Here is a 16,696-nt window from a genome sequence, read left to right on the forward strand (position 1 = left end):
TCCCAGCGCGATTCAACGGTGCCGGCGCGCAGCAGCAACTCGGTCCGGTCCGGCCGCGTCGGCTCGCGCTGGGCCAGCACCACGGTGTTGCCCTCGCGCGTCGGCCGGAAAGCCCAGACCGCCTGCGGGCCAAAGGCTTCGGCGATTTTTGCCAGCGACTTTTCGTAGCTCGAATCCCGGCCAAAAAGATTGACCGTCATCACGCCGTCCTCGGCCAGCAGGTCGTGGCAGTGGACATAAAAATCGGCGCTGTCGAGCACCGGCGCGGCGGCTTCGTGGTCGTACAAATCAACATGCAGCAGATCGACGCGGCCCTGGTGTTGAGGCTTCTGTATCTCGGCGGCCGCATCGGCCTCAATGACCTGCAGCCGCAGGTCATCGCGCGGCAGCTTGAACCAGATCCGGCAGGCGGCCACGACTTGCGGGTTGATTTCGATGGCCGTGGTTTTCATGCGCAGCTTTTTGTAGCAGAACTTGGTCAGCGCCGCCGACCCCAGACCCAGCTGCATGGCGTGCTTTTTGGACACCATGGTTGCGTCCATGAACAGCAAGCCCGCCATCATGCGCTGCACATACTCCAGCTCGATGTCAAACGGCGCATCCACCAGCATGGAGCCCTGCACCCATTCGGTTCCCAGGTGCAAGAAGCGCACATTGCCGTAGTCGGAAAAGTTGACCTCGGGTAAAACGGGGGTGCTTGTCGCTGTGTCTTTTCTCGTCATCAAATCAATCCATGGGTTTCAAATACGCCGCGCCAGACGCCAAGTTTGCGCTCAAAAGACCAGGACGCGTTGGCCGGGCTGGTGGAGGGCAAACGGTAAAACTGAGGCACCACGCTTGCCGCTTCGCGCGCTGCGCTGCTCCCCGAAGGGGCCTTCGCGCCTTGGGGCGGCCCGGCGGCGCTCAGGGCAAGCATCACGAATTTTGCATGCCTGAAGCTTTCGCCGCCGTTGTGGGCAATGGCCTGCAACTGAGGGCACCGATGCCGCAAGAGCGAGAAGTCATTCACCACCGGACGACGGATCCTGCTGTCCAGGCTGCCCTCGCGTTCGCACGCCGCGTACACATCCCACACCCCCAGCCCTTTAGAGAGCAGCCACTCGCTACGAATTTGATAGCTGTCAGCCCCCATAATATCTGGGCTATCGGGCCAAATGGCCTGCAAAATCTTCCAGAACTGGTTCTGCGGGTGGCCATAGTACTGCCGGGCCGCCAGCGATGCCGCGCCGGGAAAACTGCCCAGTATCAGCAGACGCGTCTGGCCGGAGACCAGCGGCGGCAGGCCGGTCAGGACCGCGCCCGTCACGGCAACAGCACCTTGAGCCGGGGCAGCGCGTCCCGCGCATTGGCGGTGGTGGCGCTGGCCAGCGTGTCGACCGGGATGCCGCGCAGGCTGGCGACCTGCTGCGCAATGCGCGGCAGCTCACCGGGCTCATTGCGGCCCTGCGCCTGGCCCTCGGCCCGCTGCGCCGCGGTCGTATAGACCCAATGCGGGGGAATGTCCGGCGAATCGGTCTCCATCACCAGCGCCTGCAGCGGCAGCTGGGCCGCCAGCCGCCTCAATTGCCGGGCCGGCTCAAAGGTGACAGCGCCGCCAAAACCGAGCTTGAAACCGAGCTTGACGAATTCCATGGCCTGCTGCTGGCTGCCGTTAAACGCATGGGCAATGCCGAGCCAGCCGCCCGCGGCGTGTTGGGGTGCCAGCTCGCGCAGGTGTTTGAGCAGCTTGTCGGCCGATCGCCGCACATGCAGGATGACCGGCAGGCCGTGCTTGCGCGCCAGCTTGAGCTGCTCGCGGTAAAAGTATTCCTGGCGCTCGCGCATCGGGCTTTGCACCAGCGCCGGCACAAAATAGTCCAGCCCGATTTCGCCCACCGCCACCAGTCGCGGGTCGGCCTTTCTGAGCGCCAGCTCCGCGTCGAGCGCCTGCAGGTCGGCGTCCTGGGCTTCGGGCACACACAGCGGATGGATGCCCAGCGCGTAGCTGTCCGAAAACTCGTGCGCCAGCAGGCGCACCGCCGCGAAGTTGCTCACCGCCACGGCGGGCAGCACGCAATGGCCAACCTGCCGGGCGGACGCCCGTGCCCGGACGGCGGCCACGTCGGGCAAAAACTCCCCGGCGTCGAGGTGGCAGTGGGTGTCAATCCAGAAGGTCATGGCTACAAAAAGAGGTGAGGCACGCCGCAAAAGCCGAAGCGCGGGTATAGGTGCAGATGATATTGACACAAAAATGAAACAGGTACAGGCTATGCTTTTTCGGCGTCGCTGCCGTCTGTTTGCGACAGATTATTGCTTCATCAACCAGGAAAATCACATGAAAAAATCCCGCCTGATGCGCCTCATGCTGGCCGCCGGTCTGCTGGCTTCCAGTCTGCTCAACACCGCCTGGGCGCAGGAGCAAAAACTGCGGCTGATTACCTGGGCCGACTACGTGCCCGCCGATGTGGTGGCGCAGTTCAAGAAGGAAACCGGCATTGAGGTCGAGATCACCCTGTCGAACAACGAGGAGATGATCTCCAAGCTGCGCGCGACCGGGGGTGCCGGCTTTGATCTGGCCCAGCCCTCGCAGGACCGCATCACGGGCCCGCAGCAGGAGTTCGGCATCTACAAACCCATGGATTTGAGCAAGGTCAAGACCGAGCTGTTCATCCCGGCCATGCTCGACGCCACCAAGAAAAACACCACGCTGGCCGGCAAAGTCTATGGCCTGCCGCACATCTGGGGCACTGACGGCCTGGTGGTCAACACCCAGTTGGCCAAGATGGGCGACTACCCCGACCTGTGCAAGGCCGACGTCAAGGGCAAGACCGCCGTTCGCCTGAAGCGCCCCACCCTGCTGGCCTTTGCGTTTGCCGCCGGCAAAGACCCGTTTGCGCTGTACAACGACCCGAAAGCCTATGGCGCATTGATGGACGACGTGGGCAAGACCATGATCGCCTGCAAGAGCAACATCAAGTTTTACTGGGACAACAAGGACCAGCTGCTCAACGGCATGCGCGCCGGCGAGGTGGTGGGTGCCATGATGTGGGACACAGGCGGCTGGAAGCTCAACAGCGAGAAACCCGAAATCCAGTACATTGCCCCCAAGTCGGGCGCGCTCGGCTGGATCGACACCTTTGCCATTCCGGCCAAGGGCCGCAATGACGCCGCCGCCTATGCCTGGATCAACTTCAACATGCGCCCCGAGGTAGCCGCCAAGGTGGCAGGCTCTGCCGGCAACTTCACCGCCGCCAAGGGTGCTGACCAGCTGATGGACGCCAAGCTCAAGGCCCAGTTCGCGGCCAGCTTCCCGGAAGCCGCGCTGAAAAACGTCAAATGGTATCCGTCGGTTCCGGCCGGCATCGAGGACATTGAAGGCCGGGTGCTGGACCGCATCAAGGCCGCGCAGTAACGCCGTCACGCCGTCGGCACAACCACACTGCACACGACGCGCCAACGGTGCCAGTCGACCTCGAAGCCGAACACGTCGGTAAACAGTACGCTGGCCAGCCCGCCGTCAGGGACTTGTCCTTCACGGTCGAGCGGGGCAGTTTTTTCTCCATCCTGGGTCCATCGGGCTGCGGCAAGACCACTTTGCTGCGCATGATTGCCGGGTTTCTGACGCCCGACACCGGGCAAATCCAGATTGGCGGCAAGCCCATGAACGGGGTGGCCCCCAACCAACGGCCGGTCAACATGGTGTTCCAGCATCTGGCGCTGTTTCCAATGATGTCGGTCGGCGAAAACGTCGGTTACGGTCTGGCCCGGCGCGGCCTGCCGCGTGCCGACATCGCCAGACGCGTCGCCGCCATGCTGGATCGGGTCAGCCTTCCCGGCATGCAGGACAAACGCGTCGATCAACTCTCGGGCGGGCAAAGACAGCGGGTCGCCATTGCGCGCAGCCTGGTGCTGGAGCCGACCTTGCTGCTGCTTGACGAACCGCTGGGCGCGCTGGACCTCAAGCTGCGCGAGCACATGAAGATTGAGCTCAAGCAGTTGCAGGCCGACTTTGGCACCACCTTTGTCTACATCACGCACGACCAGTCGGAAGCGCTGGTGCTGTCGGACCGGGTGGCAGTCATGAACGCCGGCAGCTTTGAGCAGGTGGGCACCCCGCAGCAGCTCTATTACCAGCCCCAAACGCCGTTTGTGGCCGGCTTTGTCGGTGCCAACAACCGGCTGGCGGGCCGCGCCAGCGACGTGGGCGCGTCAGGCGAAGGCAGCATTGCAACACTGACCACCGGCCAGGGCCTGACGATGCGCGCCCGCTCCATGGGCGGCCTCAGCGCGGGCCAGGTTGCCGAGGCCTTCGTGCGGCCCGAAGCCATCAGCCTGGCACGCAGCCCGGCCGAACTGCCGCTCAACCCCTCCAGCCACCTCATTGCCTCCGGCCAGGTGGAAAGCCTGCTGTTCGACGGCGCCAACTCGGCCGTGCTGCTGCGGGAGGCCCTCACCCGCACGGAATTTCGCATTGCCTTGCCGCAGACGGGTCGCTTTGCCGACTTGCGCATCGGTGAAACCGTGGCCTTTGGCTTTGACCCGCAGCACGCCGTCTGCTTTGCGGCCAGGGGCGGCGGCGACCATGCCGGCTGACGTCGTCGCTGCCGTGCCAGGCCCAGCGCGCGCGATCGATCCTGCGCATCACACCGGCCCGGCCCGGCTCATGCTGTGGCTGCTGCTGGCGCCCGCCCTGATCTGGCTGGTAGGCCTGATTGTGCTGCCGCACATCGACCTGGCCGTGCTGTCCCTGCGCGAGCGCATCGCACCCCGGCAGTACCAGCCCAGCTTGGCGCAATACCGCACCTTTATTGAGGAACCGCTGTATTGGCACACCTTTGTGCGCACGGCCGTCATGTCCATTCTGGCGACCCTGATCACGCTGGTGCTGGCCTTTCCCATCGCCTGGACAATTGCCAAGCTGGTGCGTGGCCGCGTCCAGTCCTTGCTGCTGGTACTGTGCCTGATCCCCTTCTGGGTCAGCGAAACCGTGCGCACGCTGGGCTGGATGATCCTGCTGCGCGAGTCCGGCGTGCTGCCCGCCCTGTTGGTGCGGTTGGGCATCACGGCAGCGCCGGTGGAGCTGCTGTACCGCGATGCGACGATTCTGGTGGGTCTGGTCTATACCTCCATGCTGTTCATGGTGGTGCCGCTGATCAGCGCGCTCGAAAGCCTGGACGACAGCCTGATTGAAGCCGCCTATGACCTGGGCGGCAAAGGCCCTTCCATCCTGCGCCAGATTGTGATTCCCCACGCGGCCCCCGGCATGCTGGCGGGCTGCATCGTGGTGTTCATGCTGACCTTGGGCAATTACCTGACCCCGACCTTGCTGGGCGGCAAGAATTCACTGTGGTTTACCGAACAGATTTACACCCAGTTCATTACCCGTTTCAACTGGGAACAGGGTGCCGCGTTCGGCTTTTTGCTGCTCGGGCTGTCCACCGCCATCGTCTGGCTGGGCCTCAAGCTCACGGGCCAGAAGTTCGGCGAAGTGATGAAAAAAACATGACACACTCCCGTTGCGGACTCACTTCGTGTAGCCGCCTCCCCCCTTGCAGGGGGCGGCACCTGCGGCCCGGCAAAGCCGGCTCCGCGATGTCATTTGCATATCACCGCGTGCGCCAACACTGCGGGTGGGTGTCACTCAGGGGAATCATCGGATGATTGCGTCGCTACCCCGCCCGACCTGGCTGCGTGCCGGTACCGTGGTGTATGGCCTGGCTTTTTTCGCCTTCCTGTTTCTGCCGCTGGTGGTGGTGGCGGTATTTGCCTTCAATGACGCGCCCTACCCCGCACCGCCCTGGCGCGGCTTCACGCTCGACTGGTTTTTGGGGAGCCGCCAGGCACAAACCGGCCGCACCGGCCTGTTTGCCGACGGCCCGCTGCTGGCCAGCGTCTGGACCAGTGTAGTGGTGGCTTGCTGGGTCACGCTGCTGGCGGTGCTGGTGGGCACGACCAACGCTTTTCTGATTGAGCGCAGCCGGTTTCCAGGCAAACAGGCACTGTCCCTGCTGATGCTGGCCCCGCTGGTGATTCCGGGGGTGATTCTGGGCATTTCAATTCTGGCCTTTGCCAGCCGGCTGGCGCAGCTTGCCGACGACCTGTGGGGGCTTGAACTCGACTTCCTGCGGCCCGGATTGCCGCTGGTGGTGCTGGGCCAGTTTTCCTACATCGTGTCCATCGCCACCCTGATCATCAGCGCGCGCCTCAAGCGCTTTGACATCACCCTGGAAGAGGCCGCCTACAACCTGGGCGCAACGCGCGCCGCGGTGTTTGCCACCATCACCCTGCCCGCGCTCAAACCGGCATTGATCGGGGCTGCCGCGATATCGTTTCTGATGTCGTTCGAGAACTTCAACACCACGCTGATGCTGGTGGGCTCGGACGCGCCGCTCACCGTCACGATGTATGGGCGCATGCGGGAAGGCGCCACACCGGTGCTCAATGCCGTCAGCCTGTTCCTGATGGTGGCGTCGGCCGCGCTGGCGCTGGCCCTGCTGCGCAAACCGGCTCCCGGCACGTCGGCCTGAACACCGGCTGGGAGCCAAAAAATCCGCCTGTTACAGCCGCTTTCAGCGGCCCTCGAATAGGCGTGCAAGGATGCACAAATCGTGATACGGTGCAGCTGTTGCCCGGGCGATTTTCCCTCGTTGCTCCAGCCGGTTTTGACCTTTCTTCACAGGTGAACGGATGCGAAGGCCTTCCCTTTACAGTAGTTCCAGCAGCGCCCGGCCTGATCGCCGGGAAAGTGACTCCCCGGACGCAGCCGTTTTCGCGTCGCCGGAGTCCACAGCAGGCCATCCTGCCGGGCCCTCCCGAATCTCCCGCCTCCTAAGCCACCTGTCCCCGCACAACGTCTACCTGCTCTGGTCTGTCGTGGGTATGCTGGCGCTGTTGCTGGCCTTCAGTTTTGCCCTGTCGCCACACCAGCCGGTGCGCAAGCTGACCCAGGCCGACATCAATGCGGCGGTCCTGAAAACCCTGGAAACCAACGTATTGCCGTCGCCCGCGGCCAAGGCCTATCAAACCATCAGCCCCTCGGTGGTGCGCGTGGTCGGGCTGGGCAAAAGCACGGGCAAAGACAAGGACGGCAAGGAAGAAAACGAGCGTAGCGTGGGTACCGGTGTGGTGATTATTGACAAGGGCATCATTCTGACCAACCTGCACGTGGTGCAGGGCGCCGAAACCATCAGGATCACCTTTGCCGACGGCCTGGAAACCACGGCGTCCATCACCGGGGTGCAGCCCGAAAACGATCTGGCAGTCTTGCAGGCCCACAAAATCCCCGACGACATGATTGCCGCCACCATGCGCTCGACCGCCGACCTGGCGCCCGGTGACCAGGTCATGGCCGTCGGCTTTCCTTTCGGCATCGGCCCGTCGGCGTCGGCCGGGGTGATTTCCGGGCTTAAGCGCAACTTCCGCTCGCCCGAGGGCAAGCAGCTGATGACCAACCTGATCCAGTTCGACGCTGCCGCCAACCCCGGCAACTCTGGCGGCCCGCTGGTCACCATGGACGGCGAGGTCATTGGCATCGTGACCGCCATTTACAACCCCAATGAACAGCGCACCTTTGTTGGCATCGGTTTCGCGGTGCCGATTGAAAACGCCGCCTCGGCGGCGGGCATGCCTCCCTTCTGACTCACCATTACAGGAATCGCATGGAATCGCCTACCCCTGACCCCTTTCAGACCCATTCATCGCCCACCCACGACACCGCGCAGTTGATGGAGCAAATCCTCTACGAGGTCAAACGCGTGGTGGTGGGCCAGGACCGCTTTCTGGAGCGCGTCATGGTCGCCATGCTGGCACAAGGCCATTTGCTGGTGGAAGGTGTACCCGGTCTGGCCAAGACGCTAACCATCAAGACCCTGGCCAACACCGTGCGCGGGCAGTTCAAGCGCATCCAGTTCACGCCCGACCTGGTACCGGCCGATCTGGTGGGCACCCGTATTTACAACCAGAAGACCGGTGAGTTCAGCACCTCTCTCGGGCCGGTGTTTACCAACCTGTTGCTGGCAGATGAAATCAATCGAGCCCCCGCCAAGGTGCAGAGCGCGCTGCTGGAGGTGATGCAGGAGCGACAGGTCACCATCGCCGGTGTCAGTCACAAAGTGCCCGAGCCTTTTCTGGTGATGGCGACGCAAAACCCGATTGAAACCGAGGGCACCTACCCGCTGCCCGAAGCGCAGGTAGACCGCTTCATGATGAAGGTGCTGGTCGACTATCCCAGCGACGAGGAAGAGTTTGTGATTGTGCAGCGCGTGACCGGCCCTGCGGTGGCGGTGTCAGCCGTGGCCACCACCGAGCAACTGGCCGCGCTACAGGCCGAATGCCGACGCATTTATATCGATCCTTCCCTGGTGCAGTATGCGGTCCGGCTGGTATCGGCCACCCGCAACCCGGACCGGCACGGCCTGAAGGACCTGTCACGCTTCATCACCTTTGGCGCCAGCCCGCGCGCCACCATCAACCTGGCCGAAGGCGCCCGGGCGCTGGCCATGTTGCGTGGCCGCAGCTATGCCCTGCCCGAAGACATGACCGACCTGGTGCCGGACGTGCTGCGGCACCGGCTGGTGCTGTCTTATGAAGCCCTTTCCGAAGGGCTTTCCGCCGACGCCGTGATTGGCAAGATCATGACCAAAATTCCGCCACCCGCCAAGCCGCTTGAGCATGAGAAACTCGCCGCCTGAACCTCCGAGCAAAACGCCTTCGGCCGGCGCAGAGCAGTTGCTGCGTCGGCTCGAATGGACCGTGCTGCGGCGTCTGGACGGGCTGCTGCAGGGCGACTACCGCACCTTGCTGCGCGGCACCGGCATGGACTTGGCGGATTTGCGCGAATACCAGCACCACGACGATGTGCGCCATATTGACTGGAACGTGACGGCGCGCCTGCAGCAGCCGCATGTACGCGTGTTCACCGAAGACCGCGAAATGAGTGCCTGGTTCTTGCTGGACCTGAGCCCGTCGGTGGATTTTGGCTCGACCGAACAGCGCAAGCGTCACGTGTCGGCCGAATTTGTCGCTGTTCTGGCGCGGGTTTTGACCCGGCACGGCAATCGCGTGGGCGCCATGCTGTATGGGTCGGGGGTAGACGCCGTGATACCGGCGCGTGGCGGCCGCCAGCATGTGCTGCAACTGCTGCACACCCTGCAAAACCGGCCTCAGGCTCAGGACACCGGCGGCAAGGGAACCACCCGCCTGCACGAATTGCTTGAATCCGCCGCCAACCTGGTGAGGCGGCGCTCCACCCTGTTCGTGGTGTCCGATTTCATCAGCGAGCCCGGCTGGGAAAAGCCCCTGGGCTTGCTGGCCCAGCGGCATGAAGTGGTCGCGGTGCGCCTGCTCGACCCGCTGGAGCTGGAGCTGCCCGATTTGGGCCTGATCCCCATACGCGATGCGGAAACCGGCGAACAATTGCTGGTTGACACCCATGACGCCGGCTTTCGCAGGCGCTTTGCCCGCATTGCCGCCCAGCGCGAAGCCGAACTGCGGCAGGCGCTGGCGCGGGCTGGCGTGGACACGCTGGAGCTCTCGACCGATGGCGCGCTGGTCGATGCGCTGATGCGGTTTACCGATCTGCGAAAACGCCGCAGCCGCTTGTCGGGGGGCACCCCATCGGGCAGCAAGCCACCCGCCCATTTGCAGCAGGCCGCCTGAAGCCAGCCAAACTCACTGCGCCCAAGGAACTTTCATGTTTTTTCTCTGGCCCCAATTTCTCTGGCTGTTGCTGGCCTTGCCGCTGCTGGTGCTGCTGTACCTCTGGCTGCTGCGCCGCAAGAAAAAAATGGCGCTGCGTTATGCCTCGCTGTCCATCGTCAAGGAGGCCATGGGGGTGGGCCAAAGCGTCAGGCGCCACATTCCACCCGTTCTTTTTCTGCTGGCCCTGGCCCTGATGCTGGTGGCGGCCGCCAGGCCCACGGCGGTCATCACGCTGCCGTCCAACCAGCAGACCATCATGCTGGCCATCGATGTGTCGGGCAGCATGCGCGCGACCGACGTGCTGCCCAGCCGTATCGTGGCCGCACAAACGGCGGCCAAGGCATTTCTGGCCGAACTCCCGCGCACCGTCAAGGTCGGCATCGTCGCCTTCGCCGGCTCGGCCCAGGTGGCGCAGATTCCCACGGTCAACCGCGAAGACCTGGTCTCGGCCATTGACCGCTTTCAGCTGCAGCGCGGCACGGCCATTGGCAATGGCATTGTGATGTCGCTGGCCACCCTGTTTCCGGATGCCGGCATCGACCTGCAGTCGCTGCAAAACGGCCGCGAACGCCAGCGCGGCTTCGCCATCGACGAGGAGAGAAAGGAGAAGAAGGAATTCACGCCGGTGGCGCCAGGTTCCTACAACTCGGCGGCCATCATCCTGCTGACCGATGGCCAGCGCACCACGGGGGTCGACTCCCTGGAAGCCGCCAAGATCGCCGCCGACCGCGGCGTGCGCGTCTATACCGTGGGCATTGGCACGGTGGATGGTGAAACCATAGGCTTTGAAGGCTGGTCGATGCGCGTGCGGCTGGACGAAGAAACCCTCAAGGGCATCGCCAGCAAGACCCAGGCCGAGTACTTTTACGCAGGCACCGCAGCAGACCTGAAAAAGGTCTATGAGACCCTCAGCTCGCGGCTCACGGTGGAGAAAAAAGAGACGGAAATCTCGGGCTTGATGGCATTGGCGGCGGCCGCGCTGGCCTTGCTGTCGGCCGGCTTGTCGCTGGCCTGGTTCAACCGGATTCTTTAAGCCGGAGTCGTTGACCCGCCGTTGCCGGCGATGGCTTCAATAACCACCGTTACTTCACATTGCACTCGCGCCGCAGCAAGGCCAGCGCATCTTCATGCGCGAAGACCGCATCGCTTTGCAGCGTGTGCCGCGCCTCGGCCACAAAGTCTGCCCACAACTGGGCATAGTCGTCCTGATACTGCACCGGCGCATGGTTCAGGATGTACTGATGGGCAAGATCAGGATTGAACCCCTGGGCCGCCCCCGATTTCTGAACCTTTCGAACCAGGCTGGCTGCGCTTTTTTCGGTCAGCAGCGTTTTGGGTGTCACGCCGGCCGCCACGCACACAAACAGCGTGAGCAGTGAGCCGTCATCGCTGTTTCCCGCGGTCACTTTATTCCAGGCTTTCGAGACGGCGCGGTCATGGTGATCGATTTCGCTGGCGATGTCCTCGAGCCAGAAATAGCGGCCAAACAGGGGCGGCGTCTGCGCATCGCGGTCTTTGGCAAACAGCGCTCTGGCGGGCAAGGCACTGTCGATGATTTTGGGCAGGTCAGAAATCACCGATTGCCGCAAAGCCTGCACCACCGCATGGAACGCGTGGGGCAGCGTTTCAGGGACCACGACAGAAAAATTCAACGCCTTGTCACCCGCTTTGGCCGGGCCGTATTTTCTGCGCAGCGCCGTCACCATTTTTTCAAACGCAACCCAGTCGGGCAACTCGCTGCGTTTGGCGGTCAAAGCCAGCAGCGCCGTGCGGATCACCGCCTCGGCGTGGGTGTGGGCTTCTTCGAGTTCTGCCGCCTCCATGCCCATATGTTCGGCCAGCCAGATGGCGGCGTCCTTCTCCAGCTTTCTCGGGCTGCGCCGGGCGAGTTCAGCCTGGTAATCGGCCAGGCTCCTGAGCGACCACTCGGCCAGCCCCCTGACCGGGCCGTCGTCGCCGGCAGCGTTATCCAGGGACGCGCCGGTGTCAAAGCTGCTGCTCTCGGGCAGGGCCAGCAGGGCCTTGAGCATGCCCGACCCACCCTTGGAGCGGGACAAAAACGAATGGTCGCGCAACGCTTCGGCGGCCCGACGCAGGTCGCCGCCGCTGCTGCTTTCAAGGTAAAGGCTGACCAGATTCACCATGCGGCCTCTGGCTTTCTCGAGGTCCGGGCGCAAAAACTCGTTGCCAAAGTAGCGCGCGATTTGCACCATGCCCTTGGGCGCGTCCGCGCAGATGGTCTCCAGCTTTTGCCGGTCGATGATGCGGTTTTGCACACCGTACTGCAACGCTTTCTCGAAGAACGGGCGCGCGTCATAGAGCGACACGGACGCCTGCGGCACTGGCGGTTTCAGTGGCATCGTGAACGGAATGCTTGAGGCCGGCGGCTAAATCGCCGATTCCTCGTCCGAATCGCGCGCGGCCGGGGTGGCCTTGCCTCTATCGGTATCGCCGGTCTCGACCTTGCCATCGTCCTCCTCGATGTCTTCCTCGTCCTCGGCCTCGCCCAGATCGTGGGCCCGCGCCTTGGCGCGCAGCACGCTCAGCATCTCGATAAACAGGTCCGGGCACTGGTGGCGCAGCAGCCAGGCCAGTTCCATCCAGTCGCGGTCGGCAATTTCGTCCTGTTCGACGACAGGCTTTACATAGGCCGAGGCCTGCAGCGCGGTTTTGGACAGCAACTCGCCCGTGTCTGCCATCGCATCAAAAGTGCCGGTCCGGGCAAAGGATTCGATCCGGCTCCATTTTTCGGTGAAATAGTCGGCCAGCGCTTCGCTGCCCCCCTCCAGGTCGCCGATGGCATGCAAAAATTCCAGCGGATCCGCGTCTTCCCTGAAGATGACCGAGTTGACCATGCCGCGCAAGTGGGTGCGGGTCAGGTCCTTGTACTGCTTTTCTATCACCACCGCGCGCGCAAACTGCTCGGGCGTGACCAGCAGGTTGACCACCGACTCCCTGGAGTTGTCGTATTCGCGGATCACCGCCAGGATGTCTTTGGGCGGCAGCAGGTCCAGCACCACCATCAGCGCCGCGTCGCCCTCGGCGTCGGCCAGTTCAACCAGCGCCGATTCGGCGCCCACGATGTCACCGGCGGCAATCAGGGTTTGGGTTTTTGCGATCAGCGCAAGGTGGTTCATAAAAATTCAGTTTGAAAACGGTTAGTCTTTTCGGTCAAAGCCCTGCGCTGCCAGCCAGTCGTCGCCGGCTTCCTTCCGGGCCTGGGAATCCCCACTGTCGTCGTCTTCCTCATCAAACGCATCCGGCCCGTCGTCATCCAAATCGTCACCGTCCTGTTGGCCTGCGCTCACTGCGCCCGCTCTGCCCAGCAGGTACTCAAGACCCGCCGCCACGGTCAAAAACCACTCGCCGCCGGGCGCCTTGAGCACCAGCTGGGCCAGATCATGGGCCCACGGGGTCAAGTCGATGCCGTCGGCCAGGCTGCTCCATTCTGGAAACTCATGCGCTTCCCGGCTGAGCAGGTCCTCCATCAGGCCGGGCAAGCGAAACTCAAAGCCCTGATGGAATATCACCGCCACCATCTCGGGGCTCAGCTCCATCATGTGGACCAGAAAGCCGATTTCCCCGCGTTTGTCGGCCAGCCGCTGCCGCAACACATCCCGTCCCTCCGAATCAAACCTCAGGTCGTCCATTTCAGCCTGGTAAGCCGAGCGCAGCTCGAGAAAGAAGGGGGTGATGCTCATTGAACCGGATTTTTCATGTCGTGAAGGCTTTTGTCGGAAAGCAGCTGGTTGAAGTAGTTTTCCCAGATCTCGCGCGCCGTATCGATCGGACTGTCGAGCAGGTTGCGGCGCCGATTCTCGTCATAGGCCTGGCGCTTGTCCGCATCCGAGAGCACGTCATAAGCGGCCTGCACCGCCCGAAAGCGCCCGGCGGCATCGGCGGCCGGGTTTTTGTCGGGGTGCAGGGAGGACGCCTTCTGGCGAAAGGCTGTTTTGACCTCGGCCAGCGTGGCAGCGCTGCTGAGTCCGAGGGTGGTGTAGTGATCGGTCATGCGTGGCACAACCCGTGATTTTACCGTGGGTCGGTATCGACCGTGCCCTTGAAGGTCAATCGGTAGCGGCTGGCCCAGACTGGCGCATCGCCAGCCGGCGGCAAGCACTCAAACCGTCCGCCATGAACCTCGGCCACCCTCTCGACGATCTTGTGACCCAGCCCCAGGGCATCGTGCGGTTTGACCCGGCGCTCCGGCTGACGCGCAGAACCCGGGGGGCCGCCGCTGTCGCAGACCTGCAGCCAGACCTCATGGCCCTCGCTGCCCGTCTGCACCTCCACCACCGTGCCGGGCGGGGTGTGGCGCAAGGCGTTTTCCACCAGATTGCGCAGGCCCAGCTCGATCAGCACCGGATGCCCCCGGAGCCACAAACCTTGTACCCCGCCCAGCGCCAGCTCGTGACCGCTGCTCCAGGCGGCCTGCGCGTACTCGGACACCACATGCCGGGCCAGGGTCGCCAGGTCCACCTGGACCGCAGCCGCATCGAGTTCGGCCCGGCTGGCCCGCGCCAGCGCCAGCAGCTGGGTCAGCACATGCCCGGCCCGCAAGGCATCGGTTTCGATCTGGATCAACGCCTGCTCGCGCTCCTGGGCTGGCAGCTCGCTGCGCAGCGATTTGGCATGCAGCGTGATCGACGACAGCGGGGTGCGCAACTCGTGCGCCACCTCGCTGGCCAGTTGCCGCTCGCGCGCCAGCGTGGCCGCCTGGCTGACAATCAGGCTATTGATGGACATGGTCACGGAATCAAACTCGCGCAGGGCCTGGCGCTCGGGCAGGCGCTCGCTGCGGCCCACGTCAAGCCGGGCCACGTCATCGGACAGCTGGTAGAGCGGCCGCAGTCCGCGCCGGATCGCCAGCCACAGCGCCAGCGCAACCACCGGAAGAACGGCCAGCCCGGGCAAAATCATTTCCTGGGCGAACTCGTCGGCCACCCGGTCGCGATCGCTCATGTTGAGCATGGCCATGACCTTGCGGGTGTGACCGTCGTCCCATTGCGAAAAACTGCGCCAGTGGGTGTCGGCCGTGGGCGTGCCGATGTGCAGATCCGCGAATCCGCTTTTGCCATCAAAGTCGGGGACGGGCGCATCCCCGATCGAGGTGATGCGCCGCCCGGCTGAATCCCAGGCGACGACGGTCAAGCTCTGCTGGTAGTCGTGATAGCGGGATTTAAGCAGGCCGATGCCGCGGTCCGCCGCCCCGCCGTTGCCGTAGTCGGGGTGTTTTTCGTTCAGCAGCAAGGCCACCACGCTGGCCAGTTGCCCGTCGGTCAGCTCTTCCGACTCGGACTGACTGACCTGGAACGCGATGGTCACGAAACTCAGCCACACGCCAACCAGGGAGCCGAGCACCAGCAGCAGCAGCCGCAGCGTGAGCGTGGGCTGCCTGGACCTCGCTTTCATGGCGCGGCGTCTCCCTCCGCTCCCTCATCTCCCGCTGCGGCCCTGGCAATGAAGTAACCGACCCCGCGCATGGTCTGGATCACGCCGTCGCCAAACTTGCGCCGCAGGTGGTGCACATGGACTTCCACCGCATTGCTCTCGACCGAACCGTGCCAGCTGTACAGCCGCGACTCCAGTTGCTGGCGCGACAGCACCTTGCCGCGCGACTCCAGCAACTGCATCAGGATCACGAATTCACGCGGCGACACATCGACCGGTTGCCCGCCACGGTGCACGCTGCGGGCCGCCGGGTCGACGACGATATCGCCGTGTCGCAGCAGCGGATGGGCGCGGCCTGCGGAGCGGCGCAGCAGGGCGCGCATGCGCGCCTGCAACTCATCGGCGTCAAAAGGCTTGATCAGGTAGTCATCGGCACCGGTGTCCAGGCCAAGGATCCGGTCGGCCACCTGGTCGCGTGCCGTCAGAATCAGCACCGGCGTCAGCGGATCGGGCAGCGGGTGCGCGCCGCGGGTGTTTTGCCGCAAGCGCTTGAGCAGGTCGGCGCCGTCGCCGTCGCTCAGGCCCAGATCCAGCAGCACCAGATCGAAGGTCTCCAGGTGCAGCGCGGACCAGGCCGACTCGACCCCGTCGCACACATCCACCGCATAGCCGCACTGCTTCAGGTTCAGGCGCAGCCCGCGCGCAATGCCCACATCGTCTTCAACCACCAGAATTCGCATGGCCCTATTGCCTCCGCCGTGTTGATCTCAAGCTGAATAAAAGCCCCGTCGATGTGCGAAGCGTACGCCGAACCGAGCGCTGCGCTTACCCGTATCAACCCCACTGCGACAGGCGCCCCTCCACCAGCCGGAAGCGCCGCCCGCAGCGCGTTGCCAGCGACTCATCATGGGTCACCATGATGAAGGCCGTGCCCTGCTCGCGCGCCAGTTGCAGCATCAGCTCAAACACGCCATTGGCGGTGCTGCGGTCCAGGTTGCCGGTGGGCTCGTCGGCCAGCACACAGGCGGGCTGGGTCACCAGCGCGCGGGCAATCGCCACGCGCTGGCGTTCGCCGCCCGAGAGCTCGGCCGGGCGGTGGTGAAGACGCTCCTGCAGGCCCACGCTCGCTAGCATTTTAGTAGCAATCCGCGCACATTCTGCGGGGGCCATGCGCCGAATCCATAGCGGCATGGCAACATTGTCGAGCGCGCTGAACTCGGGCAGCAGATGGTGAAACTGGTAGACAAAACCGAGGCGCCGGTTGCGCAAGTCGCCCTGCTGCGCCGGCGACAGGCTGGAAAGGGCTTGCCCCTTGAGCACCACCTGGCCGCTGGTCGGCGCGTCCAGCCCGCCCATCAAATGCAGCAAGGTGCTTTTGCCCGAACCCGAGGCGCCGACAATCGCCAGCGTTTGGCCGGCATGCACCTGCAGGTCGACACCACGCAGCACGGTCAGGTCGATCCGGCCTTCGTGAAAGCGCTTGGTCAGGCCGCTGGCACGCAGCACGACCTCAGCGGCGCTAGTGTTAGCGTGCATACTCAAAGAGCCTCATATAGTGATAAATCCTTGCCCAGATCCGACGGTCGGGCGTCCTCTTTAGCCAGCAGGGGCCGCGGAACCGGCTTTG

General features: G+C 63.9%; 18 protein-coding genes. 8 read left to right on the top strand and 10 right to left on the bottom strand.

The window, feature by feature from the left end; translation table 11 throughout:
- The 3 genes from RMO23_RS15585 to RMO23_RS15595 form a co-directional block, all read right to left on the bottom strand.
- The coding region (locus RMO23_RS15585; RefSeq protein WP_309683437.1) for a spermidine synthase at window positions 1-722 on the bottom strand (722 nt) is incomplete at its 3' end.
- Window positions 722-1,306, bottom strand: coding sequence for a DNA-deoxyinosine glycosylase (locus RMO23_RS15590; protein ID WP_309683439.1), 585 nt, complete (start codon window positions 1,304-1,306; stop codon window positions 722-724). The genes RMO23_RS15590 and RMO23_RS15585, both read right to left, overlap by 1 nt.
- A complete protein-coding gene (locus tag RMO23_RS15595) occupies window positions 1,303-2,157 on the bottom strand; it encodes a TatD family hydrolase (protein WP_309683441.1) in 855 nt (284 codons plus the stop codon). Before RMO23_RS15595 ends, RMO23_RS15590 begins: the two co-directional genes overlap by 4 nt.
- A 157-nt stretch (window positions 2,158-2,314) precedes the next feature.
- On the opposite strand from RMO23_RS15595, the gene RMO23_RS15600 reads away from it, so the two are divergent.
- From RMO23_RS15600 to RMO23_RS15635, 8 genes are all read left to right on the top strand, one after another.
- Entirely contained in the window at window positions 2,315-3,391 is a 1,077-nt protein-coding gene (locus RMO23_RS15600; RefSeq protein ID WP_309683442.1) for an extracellular solute-binding protein, read from the top strand.
- Between the two features lie 47 nt (window positions 3,392-3,438).
- The gene (locus tag RMO23_RS15605) at window positions 3,439-4,572 is read left to right on the top strand and encodes an ABC transporter ATP-binding protein (protein ID WP_309683444.1); all 1,134 of its coding nucleotides are present in this window, start codon (window positions 3,439-3,441) and stop codon (window positions 4,570-4,572) included.
- A gap of 70 nt (window positions 4,573-4,642) precedes the next feature.
- Window positions 4,643-5,485, top strand: a complete 843-nt coding sequence (locus tag RMO23_RS15610) for an ABC transporter permease (RefSeq protein WP_309683579.1) — start codon at window positions 4,643-4,645, stop codon at window positions 5,483-5,485.
- 151 nt (window positions 5,486-5,636) lie between these two features.
- The gene (locus tag RMO23_RS15615) at window positions 5,637-6,506 is read left to right on the top strand and encodes an ABC transporter permease (protein WP_309683446.1); all 870 of its coding nucleotides are present in this window, start codon (window positions 5,637-5,639) and stop codon (window positions 6,504-6,506) included.
- Between the two features lie 160 nt (window positions 6,507-6,666).
- Window positions 6,667-7,617: a trypsin-like peptidase domain-containing protein gene (locus RMO23_RS15620; protein ID WP_309683447.1), complete on the top strand. Its 951-nt coding sequence runs from the start codon at window positions 6,667-6,669 to the stop codon at window positions 7,615-7,617.
- Window positions 7,618-7,637: 20 nt separating this feature from the next.
- Window positions 7,638-8,669 carry a MoxR family ATPase gene (locus RMO23_RS15625; RefSeq protein WP_309683448.1) on the top strand — a complete coding sequence of 344 codons (1,032 nt, stop codon included), beginning with the start codon at window positions 7,638-7,640 and terminating at the stop codon, window positions 8,667-8,669.
- On the top strand, window positions 8,650-9,636 hold the full coding sequence (locus RMO23_RS15630) for a DUF58 domain-containing protein (protein ID WP_309683449.1): 987 nt from the start codon (window positions 8,650-8,652) through the stop codon (window positions 9,634-9,636). Before RMO23_RS15625 ends, RMO23_RS15630 begins: the two co-directional genes overlap by 20 nt.
- Before the next feature lie 34 nt (window positions 9,637-9,670).
- On the top strand, window positions 9,671-10,711 hold the full coding sequence (locus RMO23_RS15635) for a VWA domain-containing protein (RefSeq protein WP_309683451.1): 1,041 nt from the start codon (window positions 9,671-9,673) through the stop codon (window positions 10,709-10,711).
- A 49-nt stretch (window positions 10,712-10,760) separates the two neighbouring features.
- Here RMO23_RS15635 and RMO23_RS15640 read toward each other — a convergent pair whose 3' ends face one another.
- From RMO23_RS15640 to lolD, 7 genes are all read right to left on the bottom strand, one after another.
- Window positions 10,761-12,038: a hypothetical protein gene (locus RMO23_RS15640; RefSeq protein WP_309683453.1), complete on the bottom strand. Its 1,278-nt coding sequence runs from the start codon at window positions 12,036-12,038 to the stop codon at window positions 10,761-10,763.
- Between the two features lie 27 nt (window positions 12,039-12,065).
- Window positions 12,066-12,815, bottom strand: a complete 750-nt coding sequence (locus RMO23_RS15645) for a hypothetical protein (RefSeq protein ID WP_309683455.1) — start codon at window positions 12,813-12,815, stop codon at window positions 12,066-12,068.
- A gap of 21 nt (window positions 12,816-12,836) precedes the next feature.
- The gene (locus RMO23_RS15650) at window positions 12,837-13,379 is read right to left on the bottom strand and encodes a hypothetical protein (protein WP_309683458.1); all 543 of its coding nucleotides are present in this window, start codon (window positions 13,377-13,379) and stop codon (window positions 12,837-12,839) included.
- Window positions 13,376-13,690 (bottom strand): DnaJ domain-containing protein, encoded by a 315-nt coding sequence (locus RMO23_RS15655; RefSeq protein WP_309683461.1) that lies wholly within the window; start codon window positions 13,688-13,690, stop codon window positions 13,376-13,378. The genes RMO23_RS15650 and RMO23_RS15655 overlap by 4 nt, the downstream gene beginning before the upstream one ends.
- A 20-nt stretch (window positions 13,691-13,710) precedes the next feature.
- Entirely contained in the window at window positions 13,711-15,090 is a 1,380-nt protein-coding gene (locus RMO23_RS15660; protein ID WP_309683463.1) for a HAMP domain-containing sensor histidine kinase, read from the bottom strand.
- Window positions 15,087-15,809, bottom strand: a complete 723-nt coding sequence (locus tag RMO23_RS15665; RefSeq protein ID WP_309683466.1) for a response regulator — start codon at window positions 15,807-15,809, stop codon at window positions 15,087-15,089. The genes RMO23_RS15660 and RMO23_RS15665 overlap by 4 nt, the downstream gene beginning before the upstream one ends.
- A gap of 94 nt (window positions 15,810-15,903) precedes the next feature.
- On the bottom strand, window positions 15,904-16,605 hold the full coding sequence (gene lolD, locus RMO23_RS15670) for a lipoprotein-releasing ABC transporter ATP-binding protein LolD (protein WP_309683468.1): 702 nt from the start codon (window positions 16,603-16,605) through the stop codon (window positions 15,904-15,906).
- Between the last annotated feature and the right edge of the window lie 91 nt (window positions 16,606-16,696).

It is taken from the genome of Polaromonas sp., assembly GCF_031411155.1.
Lineage (GTDB): Bacteria > Pseudomonadota > Gammaproteobacteria > Burkholderiales > Burkholderiaceae_C > Polaromonas.